This window comes from Thalassospiraceae bacterium LMO-SO8 (assembly GCA_031655335.1).
Taxonomy (GTDB): Bacteria; Pseudomonadota; Alphaproteobacteria; order Rhodospirillales; family Casp-alpha2; genus UBA1479.
Genome location: CP134226.1, coordinates 793,733 through 818,643 on the forward strand (window position 1 = coordinate 793,733; position 24,911 = coordinate 818,643).

The 24,911-nt window shown below is 65.6% G+C and carries 21 protein-coding genes; 5 read left to right on the forward strand and 16 right to left on the reverse strand.

The window, feature by feature from the left end:
• Window positions 1–465, reverse strand: coding sequence for a bacterioferritin (gene bfr, locus RJ527_03840; GenBank protein WND76883.1), 465 nt, complete (start codon window positions 463–465; stop codon window positions 1–3).
• Window positions 466–612: 147 nt separating this feature from the next.
• Between bfr and RJ527_03845 the strand changes: the two genes are divergently transcribed.
• Window positions 613–1,770 carry a tetratricopeptide repeat protein gene (locus RJ527_03845; GenBank protein ID WND76884.1) on the forward strand — a complete coding sequence of 386 codons (1,158 nt, stop codon included), beginning with the start codon at window positions 613–615 and terminating at the stop codon, window positions 1,768–1,770.
• 83 nt (window positions 1,771–1,853) lie between these two features.
• Here RJ527_03845 and RJ527_03850 read toward each other — a convergent pair whose 3' ends face one another.
• On the reverse strand, window positions 1,854–3,215 hold the full coding sequence (locus tag RJ527_03850; protein WND76885.1) for an FAD-binding oxidoreductase: 1,362 nt from the start codon (window positions 3,213–3,215) through the stop codon (window positions 1,854–1,856).
• A 158-nt stretch (window positions 3,216–3,373) separates the two neighbouring features.
• Between RJ527_03850 and RJ527_03855 the strand changes: the two genes are divergently transcribed.
• Both RJ527_03855 and RJ527_03860 read left to right on the forward strand, forming a co-directional pair.
• Entirely contained in the window at window positions 3,374–5,011 is a 1,638-nt protein-coding gene (locus RJ527_03855; GenBank protein WND76886.1) for a GMC family oxidoreductase N-terminal domain-containing protein, read from the forward strand.
• A 110-nt stretch (window positions 5,012–5,121) separates the two neighbouring features.
• Window positions 5,122–5,730 carry a cyclic nucleotide-binding domain-containing protein gene (locus RJ527_03860; GenBank protein ID WND76887.1) on the forward strand — a complete coding sequence of 203 codons (609 nt, stop codon included), beginning with the start codon at window positions 5,122–5,124 and terminating at the stop codon, window positions 5,728–5,730.
• A 6-nt stretch (window positions 5,731–5,736) separates the two neighbouring features.
• On the opposite strand, the gene RJ527_03865 is transcribed toward RJ527_03860, so the two are convergent.
• The 8 genes from RJ527_03865 to RJ527_03900 all read right to left on the reverse strand — a co-directional run bounded on the left by RJ527_03865 (window position 5,737) and on the right by RJ527_03900 (window position 14,132).
• A complete protein-coding gene (locus tag RJ527_03865) occupies window positions 5,737–7,542 on the reverse strand; it encodes a monovalent cation:proton antiporter-2 (CPA2) family protein (GenBank protein ID WND76888.1) in 1,806 nt (601 codons plus the stop codon).
• A 66-nt stretch (window positions 7,543–7,608) separates the two neighbouring features.
• Entirely contained in the window at window positions 7,609–8,025 is a 417-nt protein-coding gene (locus RJ527_03870) for a hypothetical protein (GenBank protein ID WND76889.1), read from the reverse strand.
• 31 nt (window positions 8,026–8,056) lie between these two features.
• Complete coding sequence (locus RJ527_03875; GenBank protein ID WND76890.1) at window positions 8,057–8,839, reverse strand: NADPH-dependent oxidoreductase; 783 nt, start codon at window positions 8,837–8,839, stop codon at window positions 8,057–8,059.
• A 49-nt stretch (window positions 8,840–8,888) separates the two neighbouring features.
• On the reverse strand, window positions 8,889–9,764 hold the full coding sequence (locus RJ527_03880) for a succinyl-CoA synthetase subunit alpha (protein WND76891.1): 876 nt from the start codon (window positions 9,762–9,764) through the stop codon (window positions 8,889–8,891).
• The gene (locus tag RJ527_03885; GenBank protein ID WND76892.1) at window positions 9,761–10,912 is read right to left on the reverse strand and encodes an ATP-grasp domain-containing protein; all 1,152 of its coding nucleotides are present in this window, start codon (window positions 10,910–10,912) and stop codon (window positions 9,761–9,763) included. The genes RJ527_03880 and RJ527_03885 overlap by 4 nt, the downstream gene beginning before the upstream one ends.
• Window positions 10,909–12,339: an aldehyde dehydrogenase family protein gene (locus RJ527_03890; GenBank protein WND76893.1), complete on the reverse strand. Its 1,431-nt coding sequence runs from the start codon at window positions 12,337–12,339 to the stop codon at window positions 10,909–10,911. The genes RJ527_03885 and RJ527_03890 overlap by 4 nt, the downstream gene beginning before the upstream one ends.
• Window positions 12,340–12,393: 54 nt before the next feature.
• Window positions 12,394–13,287, reverse strand: a complete 894-nt coding sequence (locus RJ527_03895; protein ID WND76894.1) for a TauD/TfdA family dioxygenase — start codon at window positions 13,285–13,287, stop codon at window positions 12,394–12,396.
• The gene (locus RJ527_03900) at window positions 13,284–14,132 is read right to left on the reverse strand and encodes an IclR family transcriptional regulator (GenBank protein WND76895.1); all 849 of its coding nucleotides are present in this window, start codon (window positions 14,130–14,132) and stop codon (window positions 13,284–13,286) included. Before RJ527_03900 ends, RJ527_03895 begins: the two co-directional genes overlap by 4 nt.
• A gap of 249 nt (window positions 14,133–14,381) precedes the next feature.
• On the opposite strand from RJ527_03900, the gene RJ527_03905 reads away from it, so the two are divergent.
• The gene (locus tag RJ527_03905) at window positions 14,382–15,533 is read left to right on the forward strand and encodes a tetratricopeptide repeat-containing serine protease family protein (protein WND76896.1); all 1,152 of its coding nucleotides are present in this window, start codon (window positions 14,382–14,384) and stop codon (window positions 15,531–15,533) included.
• Between the two features lie 18 nt (window positions 15,534–15,551).
• Here the strand turns inward: RJ527_03905 and RJ527_03910 are convergent, their stop codons facing one another.
• Window positions 15,552–16,805 carry a S8 family serine peptidase gene (locus tag RJ527_03910; GenBank protein ID WND76897.1) on the reverse strand — a complete coding sequence of 418 codons (1,254 nt, stop codon included), beginning with the start codon at window positions 16,803–16,805 and terminating at the stop codon, window positions 15,552–15,554.
• A 265-nt stretch (window positions 16,806–17,070) separates the two neighbouring features.
• Between RJ527_03910 and RJ527_03915 the strand changes: the two genes are divergently transcribed.
• Window positions 17,071–18,951 (forward strand): adenylate/guanylate cyclase domain-containing protein, encoded by a 1,881-nt coding sequence (locus RJ527_03915; protein ID WND76898.1) that lies wholly within the window; start codon window positions 17,071–17,073, stop codon window positions 18,949–18,951.
• A 26-nt stretch (window positions 18,952–18,977) separates the two neighbouring features.
• Here the strand turns inward: RJ527_03915 and RJ527_03920 are convergent, their stop codons facing one another.
• The 5 genes from RJ527_03920 to ggt form a co-directional block, all read right to left on the reverse strand.
• Complete coding sequence (locus tag RJ527_03920) at window positions 18,978–19,493, reverse strand: DUF934 domain-containing protein (protein WND76899.1); 516 nt, start codon at window positions 19,491–19,493, stop codon at window positions 18,978–18,980.
• A complete protein-coding gene (locus RJ527_03925) occupies window positions 19,477–21,138 on the reverse strand; it encodes a nitrite/sulfite reductase (protein ID WND76900.1) in 1,662 nt (553 codons plus the stop codon). Before RJ527_03925 ends, RJ527_03920 begins: the two co-directional genes overlap by 17 nt.
• A 43-nt stretch (window positions 21,139–21,181) precedes the next feature.
• Complete coding sequence (locus RJ527_03930) at window positions 21,182–21,535, reverse strand: DUF2849 domain-containing protein (protein ID WND76901.1); 354 nt, start codon at window positions 21,533–21,535, stop codon at window positions 21,182–21,184.
• Between the two features lie 22 nt (window positions 21,536–21,557).
• Window positions 21,558–22,976 (reverse strand): siroheme synthase CysG, encoded by a 1,419-nt coding sequence (gene cysG, locus RJ527_03935; GenBank protein ID WND76902.1) that lies wholly within the window; start codon window positions 22,974–22,976, stop codon window positions 21,558–21,560.
• Between the two features lie 280 nt (window positions 22,977–23,256).
• A complete protein-coding gene (gene ggt, locus RJ527_03940; GenBank protein WND76903.1) occupies window positions 23,257–24,864 on the reverse strand; it encodes a gamma-glutamyltransferase in 1,608 nt (535 codons plus the stop codon).
• Window positions 24,865–24,911: the final 47 nt, after the last annotated feature.

The following is a 24,911-nucleotide window of genomic DNA, read 5'->3' on the forward strand; positions in this document are numbered from 1 at the left end:
TTATGTTTGCGACTGGATGTAGTTGGGAAGCCCCATGTCCTTGATCAGGCTCACCTGGGTTTCCAGCCAGTCCAGGTACTCTTCCTCGTCCTCGAGAATGTCGTCGAGAAGTTCGCGCGAGATGTAGTCGCCCTTCTTCTCGCACAGCGCGATGGCCTCGCGCAGGGCGGCGATCGACTGTTCCTCGAGCGCCAGATCGCATTTGATGATTTCCTCGGTGTTCTCGCCGATGCGCAGCTTGCCCAGGTCCTGCAGGTTGGGCAGGCCGTCGAGGAACAGCACGCGGGCGATCAGCTTGTCCGCCTGCTTCATGTCCTTGATGGATTTTTTGTATTCGTGCTCGCCGATGTCGTCCATGCCCCAATCGTTGAAGATACGGGAATGGAGAAAATATTGGTTGATGGCGGTCAGTTCGTTCTTGAGGATCAGATTGAGGCGCTTCAGCACCTCCGCGTCGCCCTTCATCTGCCGTCTCCTTTTATGTGAACCGGTGCCGTCCCTATGCTGAGTCTAAATTTACACAGTTCCAAAATGATCTCAAGTGCATTGATTATACTATATAATTTTGAAAGTCATTCGCAACCGAAAGTATGGGGAAAGCGTCTTGCTGCCATGTTGTTCTGTGCCGTCCTGGCCTTGGCGCCGACCTCCGCCGGGGCCCAGGGCGGGTCGTGCCGCGCGTGTGACGCGAATCCCGACCGCTGCATCGACGCCTGCACGGTGCTGATCGACGGCGGCCTGCGGGACGCCCACACCCTGTCCAAGGCATTCAAGAACCGGGGTGACGCCCATGCCCGCAAGGGGGCCCTCGCTGCCGCCGCCGCCGACTACGGCCGGGCCATCGCGCTCACCCCCGGCGACGCCGCCGCCGTCAACAACCGGGGAATCATCCTGAACCGTCAGGGCCGCTTCGATGCGGCGATCGGCGATTTCAGCCGCGCCATCGCCCTTGAGCCCGGGCGCGCGGCCTTTCGCATCAACCGCGCCCACGCCCATTACGGCAAAAAGGACTACGCCGCCGCCCTGGCGGACCTGGACCGCGCCATCGCACTCTCCCCCGACGAACCCCGCGCCCTGAACAACCGGGCCGGCGCCTTGATGATGTTGGGCCGGCATGACGTCGCGATCCGGGACCTGGGGCGCGCCGTCGCGCTCGACCCGAAATACGCCGCCGCCTACAACAACCGGGGCATCGCCCATGCCGGCAAGGGCGACTTCGCCGCCGCCATCCGCGATTACGACCGCGCCCTGGCGCTGCGCCCAGACTATGCCAAGGCGCGCGAAAACCGCACGAAGGCGGAACGCCGGCAGCGCCAGACACCGGCCGCGACCCTCGACCTGCCGCCGCCGGAGCCGGCGGAGGAACCCGCGCCGATGTCCCTGGCGGCCGCCCCGGAGCCGCCCGCGGCACCGGAACCCGCGCCCGATCTGGTGTCTCCGTCCGCGCCGCCCGCCGCCGCCGATACGGCCGGGCCCGCCCTCGTGCCGGTCACCACGCAAACGCCTGCTCCGCCCGCGCCCCAGGCCATCCCCCGCACCCCGGTCGAGACCGCCCCCGCGCCGTCGGTCATTCCGGCCGGACCGTCGCTGCTCGAACGGTTCCTGGTGCTGGAGAGAACCCTGCGCGCCGCCGACCCGGCGACCATCGTCCGCTATCAGGTCCGCCTGCGCGAAACCGGCCACTTCGCCGGGGCCGCCGACGGCAGGCTCAGCCGGGCGCTTCTGGAGAGCGCCGCGGCCTGCATGCAGGCCGGCTGCACACTCCCGTAGACAACCCGCCGTCGCCGACGTCGGCGCCGCGCTATCCGGGCAAGAAATACCCGGGCGTGATCGCCAAGGCGCGGGGTCAGGACTTACAGGTACGGCCCGGGCAGGATGGGACTGCCGTCGCGGAACCGTTCCGCGCGGAAACGCGTCACGTCGTGGCCCGGGTCGCGCCCGACCACCATGTCGGCCATGACCCGGCCGATCGCCGGGCCGATGCCGAAGCCGTGACCGGACAGCCCGGTGCAGATGAACATGCCGGGCAGCACGGGGTCCTCGCCCAGGGTCGGCACCACGTCGGGGGTGACGTCGATCATCCCGGCCCAGGCCTCGGCCAGCCGGATTCCCTTCAGCGTGGGATAGCGGTCGCCCATGCGCCGCTCCAGCCGCCGCACCTCGGCCGCCGTCGGCTCCGGGTTCAGCACGCGGGTTTTCTCGAACGGGCTGACCTCGTCGCCGGACCACCGGGTCGGCATGCCCCAGGCCCCGGGATAACCCGCGGGTGCGCCCGCATGCAGGCGGATGTCGCGCCATGACGCGCCCATGGCCTTGATGAACTTGGTCGCGTACTTGAACGACTTGGGCGACAGGTAATGGTCCGCGTGGGTCCCGGTGGCCAGCGTATAGCCGCCGTCGGCCCGCCGCCGCAGGCAGAACCCGACATCGCGGATGTTGGGCACGTCGGGCTGGTTCTCGAACAGCATCGGCGCGGCCTCGGTCCGCGCCACGGTGCAGCGCACCGCCAGTTGCGGCACGTCGACACCGACGTTGGACGCGAAATGGGTCGTCCAGGCCCCCGCCGCCAACACGACGGCATTGCAGGCGACCCTGCCCTTTTCCGTGACCACGCCGGAAACCCTCCCGCCGGTCACGTCCAGGGTGCGCACGGCGCAGTCCTCGATCACCGCGACGCCCAGGCGCCGCGCCGCCCGCGCCAGGGCCGGGACGGCGGCGAAGGGTTCGCCCCGGCCGTCGCTCGCCGTATACATGCCGCCCGTATAAGTGCCCGGCAACCCCGGATACAGCGCACGCAGGTCGGCAGGCGACAGCAGCTTGGTGTCGAGCTGATAATCCTTGGCCCGGTCCAGCCAACCCTCGTAGCGCGCCATTTCCGCCTGGGTCGTGGCGAGGTAAAGGCAGCCGCCCTGGGTGAAGGTCAGGTCCGCCTCCCCCGTCTCGGCCGCCAGGCCGCGCCAGATACGGTTGGCCTCGATCATGATCGGCAGTTCGGCGAGGTCGCGGGCCTGCTGGCGGATCCAGCCCCAGTTGCGCGACGACTGTTCGCCCGCGACCCGGCCCTTTTCACACAGCAGAACCTTCTGCCCGCGCTGCGCCAGGAAATAGGCCGTCGCCGTGCCCGCGACCCCGGCGCCGATGACGACGACATCGACGGCAGCGGGCAGCGGATCGGCAAAACGGACAGGCGTGTTCTGATCGGAAATCGGCGGCACGGCGGAAGCCCCAAATGATCCTGCGATATTGGCACGGAAAATCCGAGACGCCTATATGCAGAATTGCCCCTTGCCGCGCCCCGCCGTGATGGGGTTTTCTAGGAACTTCAGGCGGCGTTAAGTCCGCCCTCGTTCTCCATCCAAGTTGAAGACCACCCATGGACACATACGACTACATCATCATCGGCGCCGGATCGGCGGGCTGCGTGCTGGCCAACCGGCTTTCGGCCGACGGCAGGAATTCGGTCTGCGTGCTGGAAGCCGGACCGCCCGACTGGAACCCCATGATCCATATCCCGGCGGGCTTCATGAAGCTGCTGGACCACAAGACCCTGAACTGGCGCTATCAGACGGAGCCGACGGAATGGACCGCGGGCCGCGCCATCCCCGTGCCGCGCGGCAAGACATTGGGCGGATCGTCCTCCATCAACGGCAACGTCTACAACCGCGGCAACCGCGAGGATTACAATTCCTGGGCCCAGATGGGCAACCGGGGCTGGGGCTACGCCGACGTGCTGCCCTATTTCAAGCGCTCGGAAAAACGCATCGGCGAGGCGGATGAGCGGTTCCGCAGCCGCGACGGCGCGCTGACCGTCACCGACACGGACCTGACCCACGAGCTTTGCGAAGCCTTCATGGACGGCGCCGAGGCCTGCGGCATCCCGCGTAACCCCGATTACAACGGCGCCAACCAGGAAGGCGTCGCCTATACCCAGCGCACCATCTACAACCGGCGGCGAATGAGCGCCGCCCGGGCCTTTCTGCATCCGGCCATGAAAGAGGGTAAACTCAACGTCATCACCAGCGCCCATGCCACGGGCCTGGTGATGGACGGCAAGCGGGTCACCGGCGTGCGCTACCTGAAGGGCGGGCGCGGCGGCCAGGCGCACGAGATCGCCGCGCGGAAAGAGGTGATCCTGTCCGGCGGCGTCATCAACTCGCCCCAGCTGCTACAGCTTTCCGGCATCGGCGACCCGGCCCATCTGGGCGAACTCGGCATCGATGTCCGCCACGCCCTGCCCGCCGTGGGCCTGGGCCTGCGCGACCATTACGCGCCGCGCTTCACGGCCCGGGTCAAGAACGCGGGCAGCCTCAACCAGCGCGCCCAGGGCCTGGCCCTGGTGCCCGAGGTGGCGAAATGGCTGATGGGCAGGCCCAGCGTGCTCGGCCTGCAGGCGACCATGGTCTACGCCTTTTGGCGCTCCGACCCGGCGATCGCCAATTCGGACCTGCAATTGACCTTCACCCCGGCCAGCTATGTGTCGGGCCGCCAGACCGTGCTCGACAAGTTCCCCGGCATGACCGTGGCCTCGTGGCAGCAGCGCCCGGAAAGCACCGGATACGTAAAGGCGGTCAGCACCGACCCCTTCGACAAGCCGGTCATCAATCCCCGCTATCTGGAGCACGAGACGGACCGCCAGGTCCTGCTGGCCGGCATGAAGCTGGTGCGGCGCATTCTGCGCTCGGCCCCCATGGCCAGATACTTCGACGGCGAGGAATTTCCCGGCGAGCACGTGCAGTCCGACGAAGATCTGATGGAGGCGGCGAAGATCCGCGCCACCACCACCTTCCACCCCATGGGCACCTGCCGCATGGGCCCGGCGACGGACAAGTCGACCGTGGTCGATGATCAGTTGCGCCTGCACGGGCTGGAGGGGCTGCGCGTGGTCGACGCCTCGATCATGCCCAACATGCCGTCCGCCAACCTGAACGCGGCGACCATCATGATCGCGGAAAAGGCGTCGGACATGATTTTAGGCAAGGCGCCGCCGGCGCCGGAGATCATCAAGGACTGATGAGCCTCCCGCCGTCGTCGCCCGGAACATGCCAAGAATTGAATGCTTCCCCACCCTTCCGTGAGTGGTTAGAAGATATGGTCTAAAAATAAGACCTATCGGGGGGGCGCATGCAGCTACTGGAAATACTCGGCTACGTCGCGTCCGGCGCGGTCTTCGTCACCTTCTGGATGAAATCGATGATCCCGCTTCGGATCGTCGGGCTGGCCAGCAATTTCCTGTTCTTTTCCTACGGCGTCTACGGCGATCTGGTACCGATCATGGTGCTGCACGGCTGCCTGTTCCCGCTGAACGCCATGCGCCTCTATCAGGCGGTGCGGCTGAAGCGCCGCATCCATGAAATGGCCCATGCGGAATTCGACGTAAAATCCCTGCTGCCCTTCATGACGGAGCGCCGCGTCGCCAAGGGCGCGTTTCTGTGCCGGCGGGGCGACGCGGCCCAGGACATCTTCTATCTGGCGGCGGGCCGGGCCCATATCGTCGAACTGGGCCTGGATATCGGCCCGGGCAACCTGATCGGCGAGATCGCCATGTTCGCCCCCGACCGCAAACGCTCGCAGACCGTGGAATGCCGCGACGACTGCGTGGTTCTGGCCATCGCGGAACATCGGGTGCTGGAGCTGTTCGCCGACAACCCGGAATTCGGGCTCTATCTGATCAAGATGATCGTCGCCCGCCTGTTCGACAACATGAACCGGCCGGCGGCGCTCAGCGCCTGACGGCGTTCATCCCTTGCCGTCTTCCGGCGTGCCGGGGGCCAGCCCCTCGGCGTCGCGCTTGAACAGGTCGACCAGTTCCTCCTGGTACTTGCGCGCCTTGACCTGCAATTTCCGCTGATCCGTGTAGTCGGCATAATCCTCGAACAGGCGCTGCTCATCGTGCTGACGAAAGGCCTCGGTCATGCGGGTGACTTCCGCATTGGAAAGGCCGAGACCGCCCAGAACCTCCCGCGTCAGATCGAGGGCCGACAGGAACGTCTCGCGGCGGATGTGCTTGATACCCAGGTCCATGAGCCGATGCGCGTGCTGGCGGTTGCGGGCGCGGGCGAACACGGGCACGTCGGGGAAGTGGCGGCGCACGATTTCCGCCGTACGCAGCGACGCCTCGACATCGTCGATGGCGAGCACGAAGGCGCGCGCCTTGCGCGTCTGGGCCGCCTCCAGGATATGCAGGCGGCTGGCGTCGCCATAATAGGCACGGCTGCCGAACCGGGCGACCAGATCGACCTGTTCCGGCGAATGGTCGAGGGCGATGAACGGAATGCCCCGGGCCCCCAGCACGCGGGCGGTGATCTGGCCGAACCGCCCGAACCCGGCGATCACCACATGGCCCGCTTCCTCGGGCATGTCGTCATGGGCGTCGGACGACGGCGCGGCGCGGCGGGCGATCAGGCTGTCGGCGACCAGCAGCAGCGGCGTCGACAGCATGGACAGCGTCACGATGACCGACAGCAGTTCGGCCAGATCCCGCTCGATCACATTGGCGCCGAGCGCCGTGGAGAACAGCACGAAGGCGAATTCCCCGCCCTGCGACACGGCCATGGCGAGCCGCCGCGCGGCCGGCGTGTCGAGCCCGCGCACGCGGCCGAGGACAAAGATCACCGCCGCCTTCACGGCGACCAGTCCGGCCACGCCGAGGGCGATCACCAGGGTCTGGTCGGCCAGCAGGTTGAGGTTCAAGGCCATGCCGATAGCCGTGAAGAACAGGCCGAGCAACAGGCCCTCGAACGGCGCGATATCGGCCTCGATCTGGTGGCGGTAGGGGGAATCGGCGAGCAGGGCCCCGGCCAGGAAGGCGCCCAGGGCCGCGGATAATCCCACTTCCTCCATCAACAACGCGACGCCGACCACGGTCAGCAACGCGCTCGCCGTCAGGGCCTCGCGCACGCCGGTCAGGGCGACCAGCTTGTACAGCCGCGACAGAAGGTAACGCCCGACCACCACCACGGCCAGAATCGCGCCGATGGCGAAGGCCGCGTCGGTCAGCGACAGGCCCGAGCCGGGCGTCCCCGTCCCCCATAGCGGGATCAGCGCGATCAGCGGAATGGCGGCCAAATCCTGGAACAGCAGGATGGAGAACGCGGCGCGGCCGTGGCGGGTGGTCAACTCGCCCTTTTCCTCCAGCACCTGAAGGACGAAGGCGGTCGACGACAGGGACAGCGCCAGCGCGACGAACACGGCCTTGTCCCAGGAAATACCGAACAGGGTGGCCAGGGGGGTGAGGCAAAGGGCGCAAACGGCGACCTGCCCGGCGCCCAGACCGAAGATGGATTGCCGCATGGTCCACAAACGCTTGGGCCGCAGTTCCAGGCCGATCAGGAACAGCAGCAGCGCCACGCCGTATTCGGCGATGTGGAGGATGCTTTCGACCTGATAGACGGAATAGACGAAGCCGAGGCCGTATGGCCCGATCACCACCCCCGCCGCCAAATAGCCGAGCACGGAGGAGATGTTCAGCTTCTTGGCGATGGGGGCCGCGATCGCGGCGGCGGCGAGAAAGACAGCGGCCTGGACAAGGAAATTAGCGGTCATGGGCTGCCCCGGCGTGATGGCGACGAATTGCGCGAAGGCTCAAACATGGCCCACGGGGCGGGAAATTCAACCGGCGTTTTCGGGATGCTCCCCGTTCAGGCATTCCCGCAACCAGGCCCGTGCCTGCATCAAGCTGGGGAACCGGCGGATAACGTGGCCCGGCGGGCGTGGATTGGAGTCGATAAAGGCCCGGAAGACCACCTGCATCTTCTCGTGCGGAGAAATCAGGCCGGTGTATTTGGGGTTTTCCCGGTCGCCGAAAATCTCCCGCGACTTGGCGGCGTGAGAGGCGCCGATGGCTTCGGTCAGGGCGAACAGGGCGTCGCGGTCGATGTCCGAAAAATCGAACAGGTGGTAACGATGGCGGTCGCGCTCGGGATGGGCCGCGGTGGCGAGGGCCACTTCCTGGAATTCATAAGGCACGGCGAAGCCCGTGAGCGTGACCCACAATCCCTCGGCTTCGTCATGAACGGTGAACGGCATGGAAATACGCCCGTCGGGAAAGTGCCCGCACTCAGCGGAAATCGAAGCCGCGTTTCTTCAAGGCGGCGCGCAGATGGTCGCGGGGGCGTTGGGCGTATTTCTTGTCGACGTCGGCGGACCAGGAGTCGTCCGCCGTCGGCTTGCCCACGGATTCATAATGGGCCTTCAGTTCGGCATTGTAGGTATCGACCACGGCCAGCGCCTTGTCCGCGTCGTAGCGTTCGTAATGGATGATGCCCTCGGCGGCCATGCGGGGTTTTTGTTTCGGCGCCTCCGCCGGATACCCCAGGCACATGCCGAACACCACATAGGTGCGGAAGGGCAGGCCGAGAAGCTCAGCCACCGCCTCGGGATCGTTACGCATGGCGCCGATCATCACGCCCTGGATGCCGAGAGAATCCGCCGCCACGTAGGCGGCCATGCCGACCAGGGAGGCGTCGATGGAGGCCATCAGGCCCATTTCCAGGTTGTTGTCGTCCAGGTTGCCGTCGCGGCGCTGGAACGCCGTCTCGATCCGCGTCAGGTCGGCGACGAAGGCGAGGAAGACCGGGCAGGTCTCGATATGCTTCTGACCGCCGGCGATCTTGGCGAGCTTTTCCTTGGTCACCGCATCGCGCACGACGACCACGGAATAGGCCTGCAGATTGCCCGAGGTCGGAGCCCGGCGGGCTGCTTCCAGAATTGCCGTGACCTGGGCGTCGGTCACTTCCTTATCCGAGAACGCGCGGATCGAGCGCCGGTCGCCCAGGACGCGGATGGTGTCGGAGGTGGTCGGATGGTCGGTGGTCTGGCCGGGGCCGTCGGGCGGGGTCATCGGGGCGCAATCCTGTTCTGATTCGTGGGTCACGCCCCGATGTTTACCCTTAACCCATGCGTTCCTTCAAGACCGGCCCCACGTCCATGGGCGTGTCGAGGATCGCCACGCCCGCCGCCGACAGCGCGTCGGCCTTGGATTGGTACGTCCCCTTGTTGCCCATGACGATGGCCCCGGCATGGCCCATCTTCTTGCCGGCGGGCGCGGCGCCGCCCGCGATGAAGGCGGCCATGGGCTTGTTCATGGTCGCGGCGTATTCCGCCGCGTGTTCCTCCATGGCGCCGCCGATCTCGCCGACCATGACGACGGCGTCGGTTTTCTCGAACGCGTCGAGGGCTTCGAGCGCGTCGCGGGTGGTGGTGCCGATGATCGGATCGCCCCCAATACCGATGAAGGCGGAGATACCGAACCCGGCCTGCACCACGTTCAGGCACATCAGGGTGCCGAGCGAGCCCGAGCGCGAGATGATGCCCACGTTGCCGGGCCGGAAGATCTTTTCGTTGAAGGCCGGCATGAAGCCCGTGAAGCATTCGCCCGGCGTCACGCCGCCGGCCGTGTTGGGGCCGATAATCTTGACGCCCCGCTCCTTGGCCGCCGCCATCATGTACATGACGTCCTGCACGGGGATGTGTTCGGTCAGGCAGACCACGGCCTTGGCCCCGGCCTCGATGGCGTCCAACGCCGCCGCCTTGGCGCCCATGGGCGGGATGAACAGAATGGAGACATCGAAGCCGCCGTCCAACCCCTTCATGGCGTCCACGGCGGACCCGAACACCGGCACGCCGATATGTTCGGTCCCGGCCTTCTTCGGGTTCACACCCCCGACGATCTTGGTGCCGTATTCCATCATGCGTTCGGACCAGAAGGTCCCCTGCTTGCCGGTGATGCCCTGAACGATCACCCGATGCGTTCCGCGGATAATCATTTCGCGGCTCCTTTATTCTTATTGGCTTTCGCGGCGTCCACCGCGGCCTTGCAGGCGGCCGACATGTCCGGCAGGGGATCAACCCCGATCCGCTCCTTCAACATGGCCACGGCCTCGACGTCGCCCGTGCCGTGCACGGACCAGAATGTCGGCAGCGTGGGTTTCAATTCTTCCCAGGCCTTGAGAATGCCGTCGGTCATCACGTCCGTGCGCGCGAAGGCGCCGCAGAAATTGATGACCAGGGATTTGACCTTGGGATTGTCGAGCACCAGGGACAGGGCTTCCGTTCCCTTGGTGTAGCTCTCGCCGCCGATTTCCAGGAAGTTGGCCGGTGTGCCGCCGTGATGGCGGACGACGTCCATGGTGGTCATGGTCAGACCGGCACCGTTGGCGATGACGCCGACGTCGCCTTCAAGCTCGATGTACTTGAGGTCCAGTTCCTTGCCCTTGGCTTCCAGGCCCGTCAGCTTGTCGGGTGTGCCGGATTTAGCCGTTTCCTCGTGGCGCGGGATCGCACTGTCGTCCATGGTGAACTTGCAGTCGAGCGCGATGAGCCCGCCCGCCGCCATCACCGCCAGCGGGTTGATTTCCATCAGTTCCGCATCATTGGCCCGGTAGGCGTCATAGAGCTTCATCAGCAGGCCCGCGACCTGGTCTTCCAGGCCGTCCAGACCGGCGCCGTCCAACATGGCGCGGACATGGGACAGGTCCGGGCCATGGCGGATATCGACGGCGAGCGAGCGCATGGCGTTGGGGTCCTGCTCCGCCGCTTCCTCGACGTCCATGCCGCCCAGGGTCGAGAACAGGATTTTCGGCCCCTTGGTTTCCGGATCGTTGATCACGGCGGCGTAGAATTCGCGGGTGAACGCCGTCGCCTGTTCGACCAGGACCTTTTCCACCACATGTTCGCCGATGGTCATGCCCAGGATCGCCTGGGCGGCCGCCTTGGCCGCCGCCGCGTCGTCGGCGATCTTGATGCCGCCGGCCTTGCCGCGCTTGCCCGTGGGCACCTGGGCCTTCACGGCGACCTTGCCGAGCGGGGCGGCGATGTCCGCCGCCTGATCCGCGGTTGTCGCGACCCCGCCGTTGGGCACGGGGATTCCGGCCGCTTTCAGGAGCGGCTTACCTGCATGTTCCTCGAAGTTCATTTGCCGTATTTCGTCCAGTAGGCGCCGAAAAGTTCTTCTTCCGACGGCTTGTCCTCGGGAATTTCCCGAACCAGGTGGGTGATGTTGATGAAGTGCTTGTAGTTCAGGTTTTCCGAGATGGAATTCCCGGCCCAGGTGCCGCAGCCCATGGTCAACGTGAATTCAAGCCCGTTGGTGAAGCTGCCGCCGTTGCCGAAGGTATGGGCCTGATTGACCAGCACCCGCACGACCTTCAGGTCCGCGGCCAGCTCGTCCGCATGTTCCTGGGTCTTGGTGTGAATGCCGACCGAATGGCCCATGCCGACGAAATCGAGAATTTTCTGCACCTGCGCCTTGGCGGCCTTGAAGTCAGGCACGCGGTAGACGGTGAGAACCAGGGACAGCTTTTCGTCCGAGAACGGATGTTCCTTGCCGACGTTTTCCGCCGGCTCCTCGACGATGAAGAAATCAGCCTTGGTGGCGGCGTCCGGCAAGCCCGCTTCCTTGGCGAAGATGTCCGGATCCTTGGCGATGACGCGGCGGTTGAGATGCCCGTCCTTCCAAAGGGTGTCCTTGACCTTGGCTTTTTCTTCGGCCGAGCACACATAGGCGCCGACGGATTTCAGGGCCTCGATCGCCTGGTCATAGACGCTATCCAGAATGACGACGGAGTTTTCCGACGAGCAGGAGGTCGAGTTGTCGAAGATCTTGGACATGCGGATTTTTTCCGCCGCGTCCTTGAAGTCGGCCGTGTCGTCGATGATGACGGGAACGTTGCCCGCCCCCACGCCGATGCAGGGCGTGCCCGAGGAATAACCCCGGCGCACGTTGTTCTGCGAGCCGGTGATGACGACGAGATCGACCGCCTTCATCAGGGCCTGGGTCAGCGCCTTGTCGACCGGGGCGGGCAGCACCTGCACCAGGTCCTCGGGTGCGCCGACCTTCTTCAGTTCGGCCCGCATGTAATCGACCGTCATGGTCGTGGTCTTCATGCCCGCCGGCGAGGGCGCCACGATCACCGCGTTCTTGCCCTTGATCGCGAACATGGCCTTGTTGACCGGGGTCGCGGCCGGATTGGTCGAGGGGCTGACCGCACCCACGACGCCCACGGGCTTGGCATATTTGACCAGACCCTTGGCCTTGTTTTCCTCGATCACGCCGACGGTCTTGACCCGCATCAGGTCGCGCAGGCAGCCGAAGGTCTTGCGCTGGTTCTTGATGATCTTGGATTTGACGTTGCCGAGGCCCGTATCCTCGACGGCGATCCTGGCCAGTTCCTCGGCTCGGCCCGGCTCGTAGATCGACCAGGCAAGGGCGGTCACGGCCTCGTCGACCTGAGCCTGATCGGCATCGGCGAAGGCTTCCATGGCGGCGCGGGCACGGGTCATCAGACCGGCGATGACCTGTTCGGGGCCGGTATCGGCCACTTTTTCTGCGGTGGCAGTCATTCATGTTCTCCTAGAGGCTTGGCGGTCCGGCCGATGGGCCGGAGACAGGCAGGGTCAAACGGGTTTGCTGCCCTTGATCTGGGTCCGGTGCATGACGCGGCGGGCCGAGGCATCGAAGGGGTCACGGCGGTGCATGGCGCAGCGGTTGTCCCACATCAACACGTCGCCAACCTGCCATTTATGATGCCAATAATATTTTTCCTGCGCCGTATGAGCCCAGAGCGCATCCAGCAATTCTTCGGATTCTTCCAGCGGCAGGCCGACGACATAGGCGTTGCGGCGGCGGCCCAGGTACAGCGCCTTGCGCCCGGTCACCGGATGGGTGCGGACGATGGGATGCACCGCGCCGGGACAGGTCGTCACGTCCGTGACCTCTTCCGCCCCTTCGCGCAGGTAACCCGCCGAATTGGTTGAATTGTCGTGCTTGATCTGACGATCCTTGATGCGCAGGCGCAGGTCGGCCGGCAGGTCCAACAGCGCCTTATACATGTTGAGAAAGCCCGTGTTTCCGCCGGTTTCCGGCACTTCCATGCCCCACAGCAGGCTCGCCGTCGGCGGTTCCTCGATATAGTTCATGTCCGTGTGCCACACGGATTCCCCGGCGCCGAGAGAGCCCAGGGCGACCCCGTTCTCGACCACGTTCGAAATCACCAGGATTTCCGGATAACCCTCGACGAAACGCTTGCCGTTTTCGTTGGGCGGCGCCTGGTCAAGCGTCCCGACGCGGCGGGAAAACGCCACCAGGGCGTCGTCGGTCATGTTCGTCTGATTGCGGAACAGCAACACGCAATGATCCATCCAGGCGGCATGGATTTGGTCGAACAGGACGTCGTCCACGGCCGCCAGGTCCACGTCCAAAACCTCGGCGCCGATGGCGTCCGACACCGGGCGCAGCCGGAGACCGCCGTCCCGGCCACCGCCGGAAACCGATTGTTCAAGTGATGTCATCTTTGCATCCTTCCTGTGTTGTCCTGCGCGGCCGCCTTCGCGGCCTCGGTATCAAGGGGCTGAAGACCTTCCTGGTCCTCGGCGAAAAAGGATTCCAGCGCCGCCGCCGACTCGTTCAACAGCGCCAAATGCTCCAGGGCACGGGCCATGGGCAGGCGGGCTTCCGGCGCATGCACGGCCAGCCCCGCGATGACCCGGCCCTTGGGATTGCGGATCGGCACGGCCAGGCCGATCAGGCCCGGGGTGTTTTCCTGATCGTTGGCAGCGTAACCACGGCGCCGGATGGCGGCCAGTTCGTCTTCCAGGCGGTCGGGATCGGTGATCGTGCGGTCGGTCAGTTGGGTCAGCGGCAGCACGCGCAAAAGACGGCGCCGTTCGCGGGCCGGCAGATGGGCCAGCAACAGCTTGCCGATGCCGGTGGCATGGAGCGGCACGCGTGACCCCACGCCGTATTGGATGCGCAGCGGCCAGTCGCATTCGACGCGTTCCACATAGACAACCTCGTCGCGAGCGAGGACGCCCAGGTTGCAGGTTTCGCCCAGGCGCTCGACCAGATTTTGCAGAACCCGGCGCACGGGTGCCGCGCGGGTGCCGGCGGTCAGCGCCTGCATGCCCAGGTCGATCATGCGCGGCCCGACGGAATAGCTGTCGCCGCCGGGATCGCGGCGCAACAGGGCGTTTTCCTCAAGCTGCTTGACCATGCGGTGGACGGTCTGACGCGGCAAATCCGTGCGTGCCGCGATGTCGCCCAGGGACAGGGCCGACGGTTCGTCCAACAAAACCTCAAGCACCGCAAGCGCCTTGCCAAGGGCGCTGCCGGTTCCGTTCTGCGCGGAATCGGGCATGACCTACGCCTCCCCGTCCAAATGCCGGAAAAAAGGGGCGAGGGGCATCGCTGATCGAGATGTCATCATCCGTTTCTGCTCCCACTTGCGTTCGGCGTCTGCGCACCGTCGCCAGATCATACGCAATGTTACCGCCATTTCAACATAAATCAGGCATATTTTGTCCCAATTTTAAATAATATGCATTTTTACAGCCCCCAGCAGCCCCACACGATTGACAGGTCCCCTGGAATCCGGCATCGCATTCTCATGTTCCAGGGCTTCCAGATGATCCGCTTTGCATTGATTTTCCTGACCGTTCTGGCGGTCGCCTGCCCTCCCGCCCAGGCCCAGCGTCCGGCGCCGGGATGCAAGGCGCCGACGGCCGTGTGTCAGGCATCGGCGCGGGTCTTCGCCATTTCATCCTACGATCCGGTCGGCAGCGCCGTGCTGATCGAACCGGGGCTTCTCGTCACCAATAGGCATGTCGTCGCCGATAATTCCCGGGCCCAGGTCTTCATGTCCGACGGCAGCCAACGCATCGCCGACGTGGTGCCGACGACCTATCCCGGCGACCTGATCCTGCTGCGCCTGGACGGCTTGGTGGTGCAACAGCCCCTGACCCTGGGTGCCGCCGAGGTCGACCAGCAGGTTTACGCGGTCGGCGCCGATGTGGGCCGCGGCGCCATTCGCGCCTATTTGCCGGGCCGCGTGGTCGCCGTGCCGCCGGCCGATAAGCCCCTGGCCCGCGTCCATCATTCGGCGCGCAGCCAGCCGGGGAATTCGGGCGGCGCCCTGTTCGCCCGCGACGGCTCGCTGGTGGCGATCATCGCCTCGGGCGGCGAGGGCCGCAACGAAGCCATCCCCATCGCCGAGATCGCCAAACTGAAAACCCAGTCGGGCCCAGATCAGGCCCTGCCCAGTGCCCGCATCGGTCTCGCCTACCGCAAATGTTCCGAAGCCCTGGATGCCGTGCGCGGCGGCGACCAACACATGGCGCCCAGCAACGTGGAATTTCTCTACGCGCAATGCCTCGCCACCGGGAACCGCCAGTTGTACGACGACGCGGGCCGCACGCTGGGCCGTCAGCAGTTCCTTGATCAGGCGCTCGACCTGTTCAACAAGTCCCTGGACCAGGACCCCAATGGCCTGAACACGCGGCTGTCCCTGGCCATTTCCCTGCATGTGGCGCAACGCTACGAGGACGAAATCCCCCATCTGAGGGCGTTGATTGACGCCCTGCCGACGGACCCGCAGGTGTTGCGTCTGGCGATCCAGGCGGGGAAATGGGGCGGGGACGACATTCTGGCGCAAAAGGCCTATGCGCTTCTGCTGGAACATCATCCGCAGTTGAAACCCGTGGCGGAACGCTTCATGCAGCAACCGCCGCCGCCCCGGCGCGGCAACAAGGCGGTGAAATAAGCCTGCGCCGGGTTCGCGTCAGCCTTCGAAATCGTCCGTCGGATCGGGAATCCAGCCGTGGCGCAGCAAGGCCGCGCCGTCGCCGAACGGCCTGCGCGCACGTTTGAGGATCGCCGCCTTCAGCTCAGGTCCCCGCCAATCCGGGTGCCGGGCCAGAAGCCGCGCCGCCAGGGCGGTGATCCTGGGCACGGCGAAGGACGACCCGGACGCCTTGCCCGCCGCCCCCCGGTGGTCCGTCACCGCAATCTGTTCGCCCGGCGCCATGACGTCGACCCGCAGAGCCCCCCAGTTGGACCCCCGGGCCAAGCGACCGTCGGCGTCGGCGGAGGTCACGGTCAGGATGTTGTCGAGGCCGAGGGCGGCCGGATAGACCGGCACCTTGTCCAGGTCGCGGCCGTCGTTGCCCGCGGACACGATGAACAGCATGTGGGGCCGCGCCCTGGCCGCCTGGGCGAAGGCCCGCCAGTCCGCTTCGGTGTTGGAGCCCATGGCCATGTTGACGATCACCGCCCCGGCTCTGTCGGCATGGGCCACCAGGTCCCCGAACCGCGTCATGTCCGGGCGCGGATAGCGGTAGGGCAGGATCACCGCTTCGGGCGCCTCGCGCAGAATGATCGAGGTCACCGCCGTGCCGTGGTGCAGGGGAAAGAACGGCGAGCGCGCCGTGTCCACATCGAACGGGCGCGCGTCCATGTCCCAGAAGTCGTATCCCAGCAAGCCTCCGGCACCGTCCCGCGCCAGGCGTCCCGCGAACAACGGCAGGGTATAGTTGATGCCGGTATCGATGACGGCGACACGGGCGGCCCCTTGCGCCGTCGGCGGGCCCGGCGGGACGGGCGGGTTCAGGGGTTCGCGGAACACCACGTCGGCCAGATCGGCGGACAGAATTTCAAGCGCCTCCGCGCGCCCGTCGGCGCCGTAGATCAGGCGGCGGCCCTCGGTCGCCCGGCAATCGCCCGAGCCATTGACGGCGATAGCCGGACGCGGGCCGGCCGGCGCCGGAGCATGCCATTCCAGGCTGATACGGCGCAGGCGGCCGCCGGGCGACAGCCGGCTGATCACCCATTCCCCGCCTTCCGGCATGAGGATGCGATGCATCGTCCTGAAGGGGCTATCCGCGGGGCCGTCCAGGCGCGCCTCGAGCAGGCGGCCGCCTGTCAACACGCGGCGCAGGCCGGCCGTATCGGCGGGCTTCAGAGGGCAGACGGCGGCAAGCACCGCCACGGCATCCGGTGCCGGCGACGCAACCGCCGAATGCAAGAACGGGTTCATCCCCAAAACCCCCGCCGCGACGGATGCGATCAAGGATAAATCCGCCACCTGCCTGCTCATCGAACCTCCTTACGCGAATACTCTCATGCCGCGCGTCGGACCAATCGCGAACAAATCATTGGTTCACGGCTGATAATCTGTACAAATCCAAAGTGTTGAATGCCATACTCGGCGTCAACTTGCCTAGAATTCAGTTTCGGCGCGCGAATGTCGCCGCGACGCCGAGGGGGTTTTGTGGTGTTTGCACGGGACAGGAGCTGCTGCGTTGGCTGCCGCTAGGGTCGTATACACAACGACGTTCGTGCTCTATTGCCGCGCCTCCGAGGGCGATTGGGCACGCCAGGGCGAATGGGCTGAAACGGATGAGTTCGAGGCCCTGACCGCCGCGCATGACGCCGACGACCAAGCACAATGGCAGGCCGTGCGCCTGATGAGCCGGCGCACCTATCCCGACGGCCGCCCTCCGCAAGAAACGATTGCCTGGATGACCGGCATTCCCCGGGCCGGCAAAACCAAGCCGCGCGGAAGCGGAGGGGGCGGCAGCGACCGTGGCGGTGGTGACAGTGGCGGCGGCGAGAGCGGCCGCGAAAACGGTGGCCGGGCCACCACGGGCGCCGACGGTAACAACGCCCCCCCTGGAAAGAAACGCCGGAAAAAGCGCAAGGGCGGCGCTGAAAGCGCTGGCGAGGCCTACAAGAAAATCGCCAAGCAGCATCTGGAAGCGACGGGCGCCATCGGCGGCGCCCACTCGGTCAAGAAAGCCGCCGAAGAAGCCGCCCTGCGCGAGGCCGAGGCCGGCAAGCCTCCGAAATCGCCCATGATCGCCGTCGGCACGCGGCTGGTCACGGTCTTCATCATCACGGCGGTCATCACGTTTGCCGGGAAAATTCCGCTCGAGATCCTGCAAAAGAAACTGGCCGCCACTGGCTACGACATTCCCGGATTCATGATTGCGGGATATGTCCTTGGGTTCGCCACCGCCGCCCTGATCCTGGGCAAAATTCTCCTCAAGGAGGGCGATATGGAAATCCTGACTCAGTATTTTCAGGATGCGCGGACCGGCGGGCAGGACGACGACGAATTCGATGCCTACGATTCCGGACTCGGCAGTTGGCGCGAGGACACGATTGGCGATGATCCCATGGCCGTCCTGGAAGAAGAGGCCGTCGTCGATAGCAGTGCCGCGACAATGGCGTCCGGCCTGGATTATCCCCCGGAAAACGTTCCGGCGGAGCCGCGCAAGACCATGCTCAAATTTCTCGAACTTGCCTTGGGAGCGATTCGCAGCCAGTTGGCCAAGCTCGACAAACTGGGCAAGTTCGGGCTGAACCTGTACCTCGCCGGGGCCGGCGATCAGCTTGCCAAGTACAGCGGCCTCGAGGGGGCGCAGCGCAACGGCATGATTTCCGAAGCCATCGTCGCCATCGGCACCAAGAAGGCCATGGCCGGGCCGTTCTGCGACAAGTTCGCGGAATACGAAAAGGATTCGAAAAGCCGCGCCATGATCGACGCCGGCCGATCGGCCATGCAGCGCTTCATCGACGGCGACATCAAGGCCTTCGGCGAACTGCCGGCGGTTCTTGAAGGCTTCACCTCCAACAAGGCGGCCAAGGCCACGGCCCAGGGCGTCGTCGTGGTCATGTTCACGGATCTGGTGGGATCGACCAAGATGACCCAGGAACTGGGTGACATAGGCGCCCAACAGGTCGTGCGCACCCACAACGCCATCGTGCGCAACGCCCTTGCCGCCTACCACGGGCGCGAGGTCAAACACACCGGCGACGGCATCATGGCCGTGTTCTCAAACGCCGCCAACGCCGTCGCCTCGACCATGGTGATTCAGCAGGAACTGTCCAAGCACAACGGAACGCAGGGCAGCCTGCCGGTCAAGGTCCGCATCGGGCTGAACGCAGGCGCCGCGGTTCAGGAAGAAGACGATTTCTTCGGCACCACGGTGCAGCTTTCCGCCCGCGTGTGCGACAAGGCGGACGCCGATCAGATATTCATCACCCAATCGGTTCGCGACCTGGTGACCGGCCATTCGATCCAGTTCCGCGAGGCCGGCAACTTCGACATGAAAGGCATCGAAAAGCCCGTGCCGGTGTACGAGGTCGTCTGGCGCGCCCAGCTTCAGGCCGCCGGCTGATCGGCCTTTTCCCGAGGTGACAATCGTTATGCGGCGGCGGCGCGGTGGCGCTGACGCAGGATCGGTTCCGGCCCGCGCAAGGCCGGCTGATAGGCATGACGCAGTTCGCCGAGGGCCGCCCGCCAGTCGGCTTCCAATTTGTCCGCCGGACGATCGCCGGCAATTTCCAACGCGTCGAACCCGCAGCGGTGCATGGCCCGGTATTGATCTCGCAGCACGTCACCGACGGCCCGCACCTCGCCCTCGTATCCCAGGCGGTCCTTCAGCATGCGGGCATGGGAATAGGCCCGGCCGTCGCCGAACTTGGGAAACTCGAGCGCCACCACGGCGAAGCGGGCAAGGTCGTCCTTGATCGCTTCCGGGGATTGGCCGCTTTCCAGGCGAATGCCGAGACCGTCCGCGCGCCCAGCGAGCGAGTTATGTTCCGCCTGCCAGCGGGCCAGGGTGACGATGACCGGGCCATCCGCGGGAAGATCGTCACCGTCGGCAACGTGGGTCCAGGGATCGGTCGTCGCTTTTCCGTCCTTAAGCAGCTTTGTCATAGAGGCTCTCCTTGAAGGGGGCATCTCCGACCCGGCGGAAGGTATCGATGAATCGTTCCTTCGGCTGTCGGATGGCGAGATAGGTGTTCACCACGGTTTCGACCGCATCGACGATTTCGGCGGCGGAAAAGGCGGCGCCCACCTTTGTGCCGATGGCGGCATCCTCGCCGGGGGCTCCGCCCAGGGTGATCTGGTAGTACTCCTGATCCTTGCGGTCGACGCCCAGGATGCCGATGTGGCCGACGTGGTGATGGCCGCAGGCGTTGATGCAGCCGGAAATTTTCAGGCGCAGTTCACCGATGTCGTACTGGCGCTCGAGATCGGCAAACCGTTGGCTGATCCGCTCGGCGATAGGGATGGAGCGCGCGTTGGCAAGCGAACAGTAATCCAGCCCCGGGCAGCAGATGATGTCGCCGATATGGTCCAGGTTGGCGTCGGCCAGGCCCTGCTCCCGCAGCGCCAGCCACAGGTCGTACAGCTGATCTTGGCGCACATCGGGCAGCACCAGATTCTGTTCGTGGGTTACCCGGATGCCGCCCAACGAAAAAGTCTCGGCGATATCCGCCACGGCATCCATCTGATCCGCCGTCACATCGCCCGGCGGCACACCCACGGGCTTCAGCGAGATATTGGCGATGGCGTAGCCCGCCGCCTTGTGACGGGCGACGTTGACGCGCACCCAGTTGTTGAAGTCCTTGTCCTCGAACCGGCGGGCGGTCAGGGCCGGCGGATCGTCCGACAGCGCCTCATAGGCCGGTGGCTGGAAATAGGCGGCGATCCGATCAATTTCCTCGGCCGGCAAATCAAGCGCGCCGCCTTGGGTGTCCTCGAATTCCTTTTCAACCAGACGGGTGAATTCCTCGGTTCCCGTTTCATGAACCAAAATCTTCACCCGCGCCTTGTACATGTTGTCGCGCCGGCCAAGCATGTTGTAGACGCGCAGCACCGCCTCCAGATAGGCGAGCAGGTCGGCCTTGGCGACGAAGCCGCGGATTTTCTTGCCGATCATGGGCGTGCGGCCCAGGCCGCCGCCGACCCAAACTTCGAACCCGACCTCGCCCGCGTCGTTCTTCACGATGAACAGGCCGATATCGTGGAAACGCACGGCGGCGCGGTCTGCGCCCACGGCACCCGACACGGCGATCTTGAACTTACGCGGCAGGAAGGTGAATTCCGGGTGGAAGGTCGACCACTGGCGGATGATCTCGGCATAGATGCGGGGGTCCTCGATCTCGTCCGCCGTTACACCCGCATATTGGTCTGCGGTGGTGTTGCGGATGCAGTTTCCGGACGTCTGGATCGCATGCATTTCGACACTCGCCAATTCGTCGAGAATATCGGCGACCTGGCTCAGCTTCGGCCAGTTGTACTGAATGTTCTGGCGCGTGGTGAAATGACCGTAGCCCTTGTCGTAGGTCCGCGCGATATGGGCCAGCTTGCGCATCTGCACGGCATTCAACTGCCCATAGGGAATGGCGACCCGCAGCATGTAGGCGTGAAGCTGAAGGTAAAGCCCATTTTGCAGGCGCAGCGGGCGGAACTGTTCCTCGGTCAGGTCACCGGCCATGCGGCGGGCGATCTGGCCACGGAACTGCTCGACCCGGTCCTTGACCATGGCATGATCGAATTCGTCGTAGCGGTACATGTCGTTTCTTCTTTCCTTGCGAGATGCGGTCGTGAACGGCGCGTCAGCCGGCGACGCCGTTCAGGTGCACGAACTCGGCTTCCGAGCCCATGCGAAGATGGTCTGGCACGTCGGCGCGGCCGAATTCGGGATGAACGGAAGGACCGTAGGCCCGCAGGCGTTCGCGGTAGCGCACGGGCGTCACCGCGCCGGCTGTATCCGTAACCTCGATCAGATAGGGGCCGACCACCATGCGGGCTTTCTCCGCCGCCTTGGCGATATCCTCCAAAAGCTTGGCCTCGTCCGCGTCCGCGGCGACGCGGGCCGCGTCGATCTTGGAGGTCCACCCTCCGTCCTGTCCGAGGTAGATGACGACGCCGTCGGCAAGGCGGTTTCCCGTGACAACCTGTTGCATCATTGTTCCGTTCCTAACTTCCAAATCACATTGCGGCGGCGAGGGGCACCTGCCCCCCGGTTACGCTGGACATATCGGCCAGGGCCGTGACATCGCCGATGACGATCAAGGCCGGCCCGGTGACCCCGTTCGCCCGCACCAGGGCGTCGAGGCCGCGGACATGGCCGGTGAAAACCCGCTGATCCGGGCGGGTGCCGTTTTCGATCACCGCGACCGGGGTATCGGCCAGACCGTGGCGGGACAGATCGTTCGCGATGGCACCGGCGCCACCGATGCCCATGTAGACGGCGAGCGTCGCGCCCGAGCGGGCAAGCGCCGCCCAGTCGACATCCGGCGCGCCGCCGTCGCCCCCCTTTTCACGGGCAAGGTGGCCGGTCACGAAGGTGACGGCCGAGGCATGGCCCCGATGCGTCAGGGGAATCCCCGTGGCGGCGGCGCAGGCCGTGGCGGCGGTGATGCCGGGCACGACCTCGGCGCGGACGCCGGCGGCATTGAGGGCCTGTAACTCCTCGCCGCCGCGCCCGAAGATGAAGGGATCGCCGCCCTTGAGGCGGACCACCCGCTTACCCAGACGGGCCTGGGCGATGAGGATATCGTTGATCTTGTCCTGGGGCACCGGATGGCGGCCCGGGGTCTTGCCCACGTCGATGCGGTCGGCGTCGCGGCGCGCGAGGTCGAGCACGCCGTCGCCGACCAGCCGGTCGTGGACGATGACGTCGGCCTGTTCCAGAAGGCGCTGACCCCGCAGGGTGATGAGGTCCGCCGCCCCCGGCCCGGCGCCGACGATATGGACGATGCCGTCCTCATCCCGGCCGCGCCGGTTGACGTAGGACAGCATGTCCTCGGCCGCCCCCTGCTCGTCGCCGGCCAGCACGCGGGCGGCGATGGGCCCGTCGAAAAATCCGTCCCAGAACCGCAGCCGCGCCCGGCCGTCGGGCACCACGGCCTTCACGGCCCCCCGGAAGCGTTCGGCGAACAGGGCGAGGCGGCCCAGGTTGGGGGGCAGCAGGCGTTCGATCGCGGCCTTCACACCCCGCGCCAGGACGGGCGCGGTCCCACCCGACGACACGGCGACGGTGATGGCGTCGCGCTCGACGATGGCCGGGGTGATGAAATCGGACAGTTCCGGCCGGTCGACCACGTTGACCGGCACGCCGGCCTTGCGGGCGGCGGCGGACACCTGGCGGTCGACGGCGTCGATCCCCGTGGCGCCATAGGCCAGGACGGCCCCGGCGACGTCGGCGTCAACGAAGGCCCGCGCCGTCCACTCGATGTCGCCCGCTTCGAACAGGTCGAGGATTTCGTCGTTGGCGTCCGGCGCGACGACGGTGACGACCGCCCCCGCCTTCAGCAGCAGGCGCAGCTTGCGCGCCGCGGCCTCGCCGCCGCCGGCGATCACCACGGGCCGGTCCTGCACCGAAAAGAAGATGGGAAACTGCCGCATGGGTCGTTCGAGCCTCGTTCCGCGTGTGCCGGCGCCGAAATCCCTGGAAAATCGGGGAAATTCGGGGCGCCGGAATGAATTTACAAATTTCATTCGTGGATAATTTCAATATCCACAGTCAGAATGTGGTTCAAAATCATAAAATCGTCAATCAATTTGTAATTCATATTTTTAATACATTTTATTTGTGTATTTAATAAGGCCGGAAATCCGGGCCTGTGGCCGTTCTCAAGATTTCGTGAGGGATCCCGCCCGAACCGGCGGACCGGAAGACGGGCGGCTAGACCGCCATCGCCATGCCGTCGCGGCCCGGGTCGGCGCCGCCGTCGACCTTGCCGTCCATCAGGCGGATGGCATGCACGCCCGCGAAATGGAAATTGATGGGATAGCGCCGGGTCCGGTAGCCGCGTCCGTTGAGATCGGCCTCGACCGCGCGGGGGATGCGATTGACGATTTCGATGATGTCGCTGGTCGCCGAGAACCGGGGCGCCGACACCGCCTGCTGCGCGTCCATGCCGAAATCCACGTGATTGAGGATCGCCTGCAACACACCCATGGCGATGTAGGTGCCGCCGGGCGCGCCGACGATGAAGCGGGGCCGATCGCCGTCGAACAGGATGGTCGGCGCCATGGAGGTGAACCGCGCCTTGCCGGGGGCGAGAGACCCGACCTGCCCCGGCCGGGGGTCGAACACACCCATGCAGCCGTTGTAGATGAAGCCGAGGCCGTCCGTGGTCACGCCCGACGGCATGCCCAACGAATGGGTCAGGCTGACGCAGTCGCCGGCCTGATCGACGACGCAAAGATGCGTCGTATCCTTGCTTTCCTTGTCGCGGCCGACGCGGGGCACGTGGGTGACCTCGCCCGCCTTGATGCGCGCCGCGCAATCCGCCGCGTATCCTTTGTCCAGCAGGTGCGCCACCGGCACGTCGACGAAGCGCGGGTCGCCCACGCTGCGGTCCTTGTCGACGGTGGAAATCTTCATGGCCTCGGCGACCGTGCGGATGTAATCGGGCGAATTGTGGCCCATGGCCGCCAGATCGAAATTCTCCAGGATGTTCAGCATCTGCAGGACCATGATCCCGCCGCCCGGCGGCGGACAGGACGACACCCGGATGCCTCGGTACTCGGACCACAGGGGCTGAGTTTCCTCGGGCCCGCAATTGGCGAGATCGGCGGCCGAAATCAGCCCGCCATGGGCCGCCATGTCGGACGCGATCCTGCCGGCGATCTCTCCTTCATAGAAATCGTCGGCGCCCTGCGCGGCGATGCGCGCAAGGGTGCGCGCCATGTCCGGATTGGTAATGGTCATGCCGGGCGTCTTCAGGCTGCCGTCGGCGTTCAGATACGTCTTGGCCGTGGCCGGGCTGCCGCGCAGGTATTCGATGTGCTGGACGCGGCCGGCGGGTTCTTCCTGCGTCCAGAAGCGGTGCATGTGCGGGCGGATCATATAGCCGTCATTGGCCAAGGCGATGGCCGGCTGCAGCAAATCGGCGAGCGGGCGCGTGCCGAACCGGGTGAGCGCCGCATCAAGCGCGCGGAGCGTTTCCGGGGTGGCGATGGCCTGATAGCCGACCTCGTTGACGCGGCCTTTCAGGATAAAGCCGAAACCGTCCTCGGCCTCCTGCTCCAAAAGGTCCTGCCACATGGTGTCGGTGACGGCGCCGGGGGCGCGGGCGTGGAAATCCAGGCACAGGTGCTGACCGACCGACGGCAGATAAAGATGCATGGAGCCGAACCCGGCGATGCCGCACATGAAGGGATCGACCACCGTCTGGGCCAATGCCGTCGCGACGGCGGCGTCCACGGCGTTGCCGCCCGATCTCAAAATTTCCGCGCCGACCTCGACCGGCTCCGGCTGCGGCGCGACCACCATGCCCTGCGTCATGTTCCCCCCGTCCCCATTGTTCAGGAATTAGCATTCCAGAAATGTTC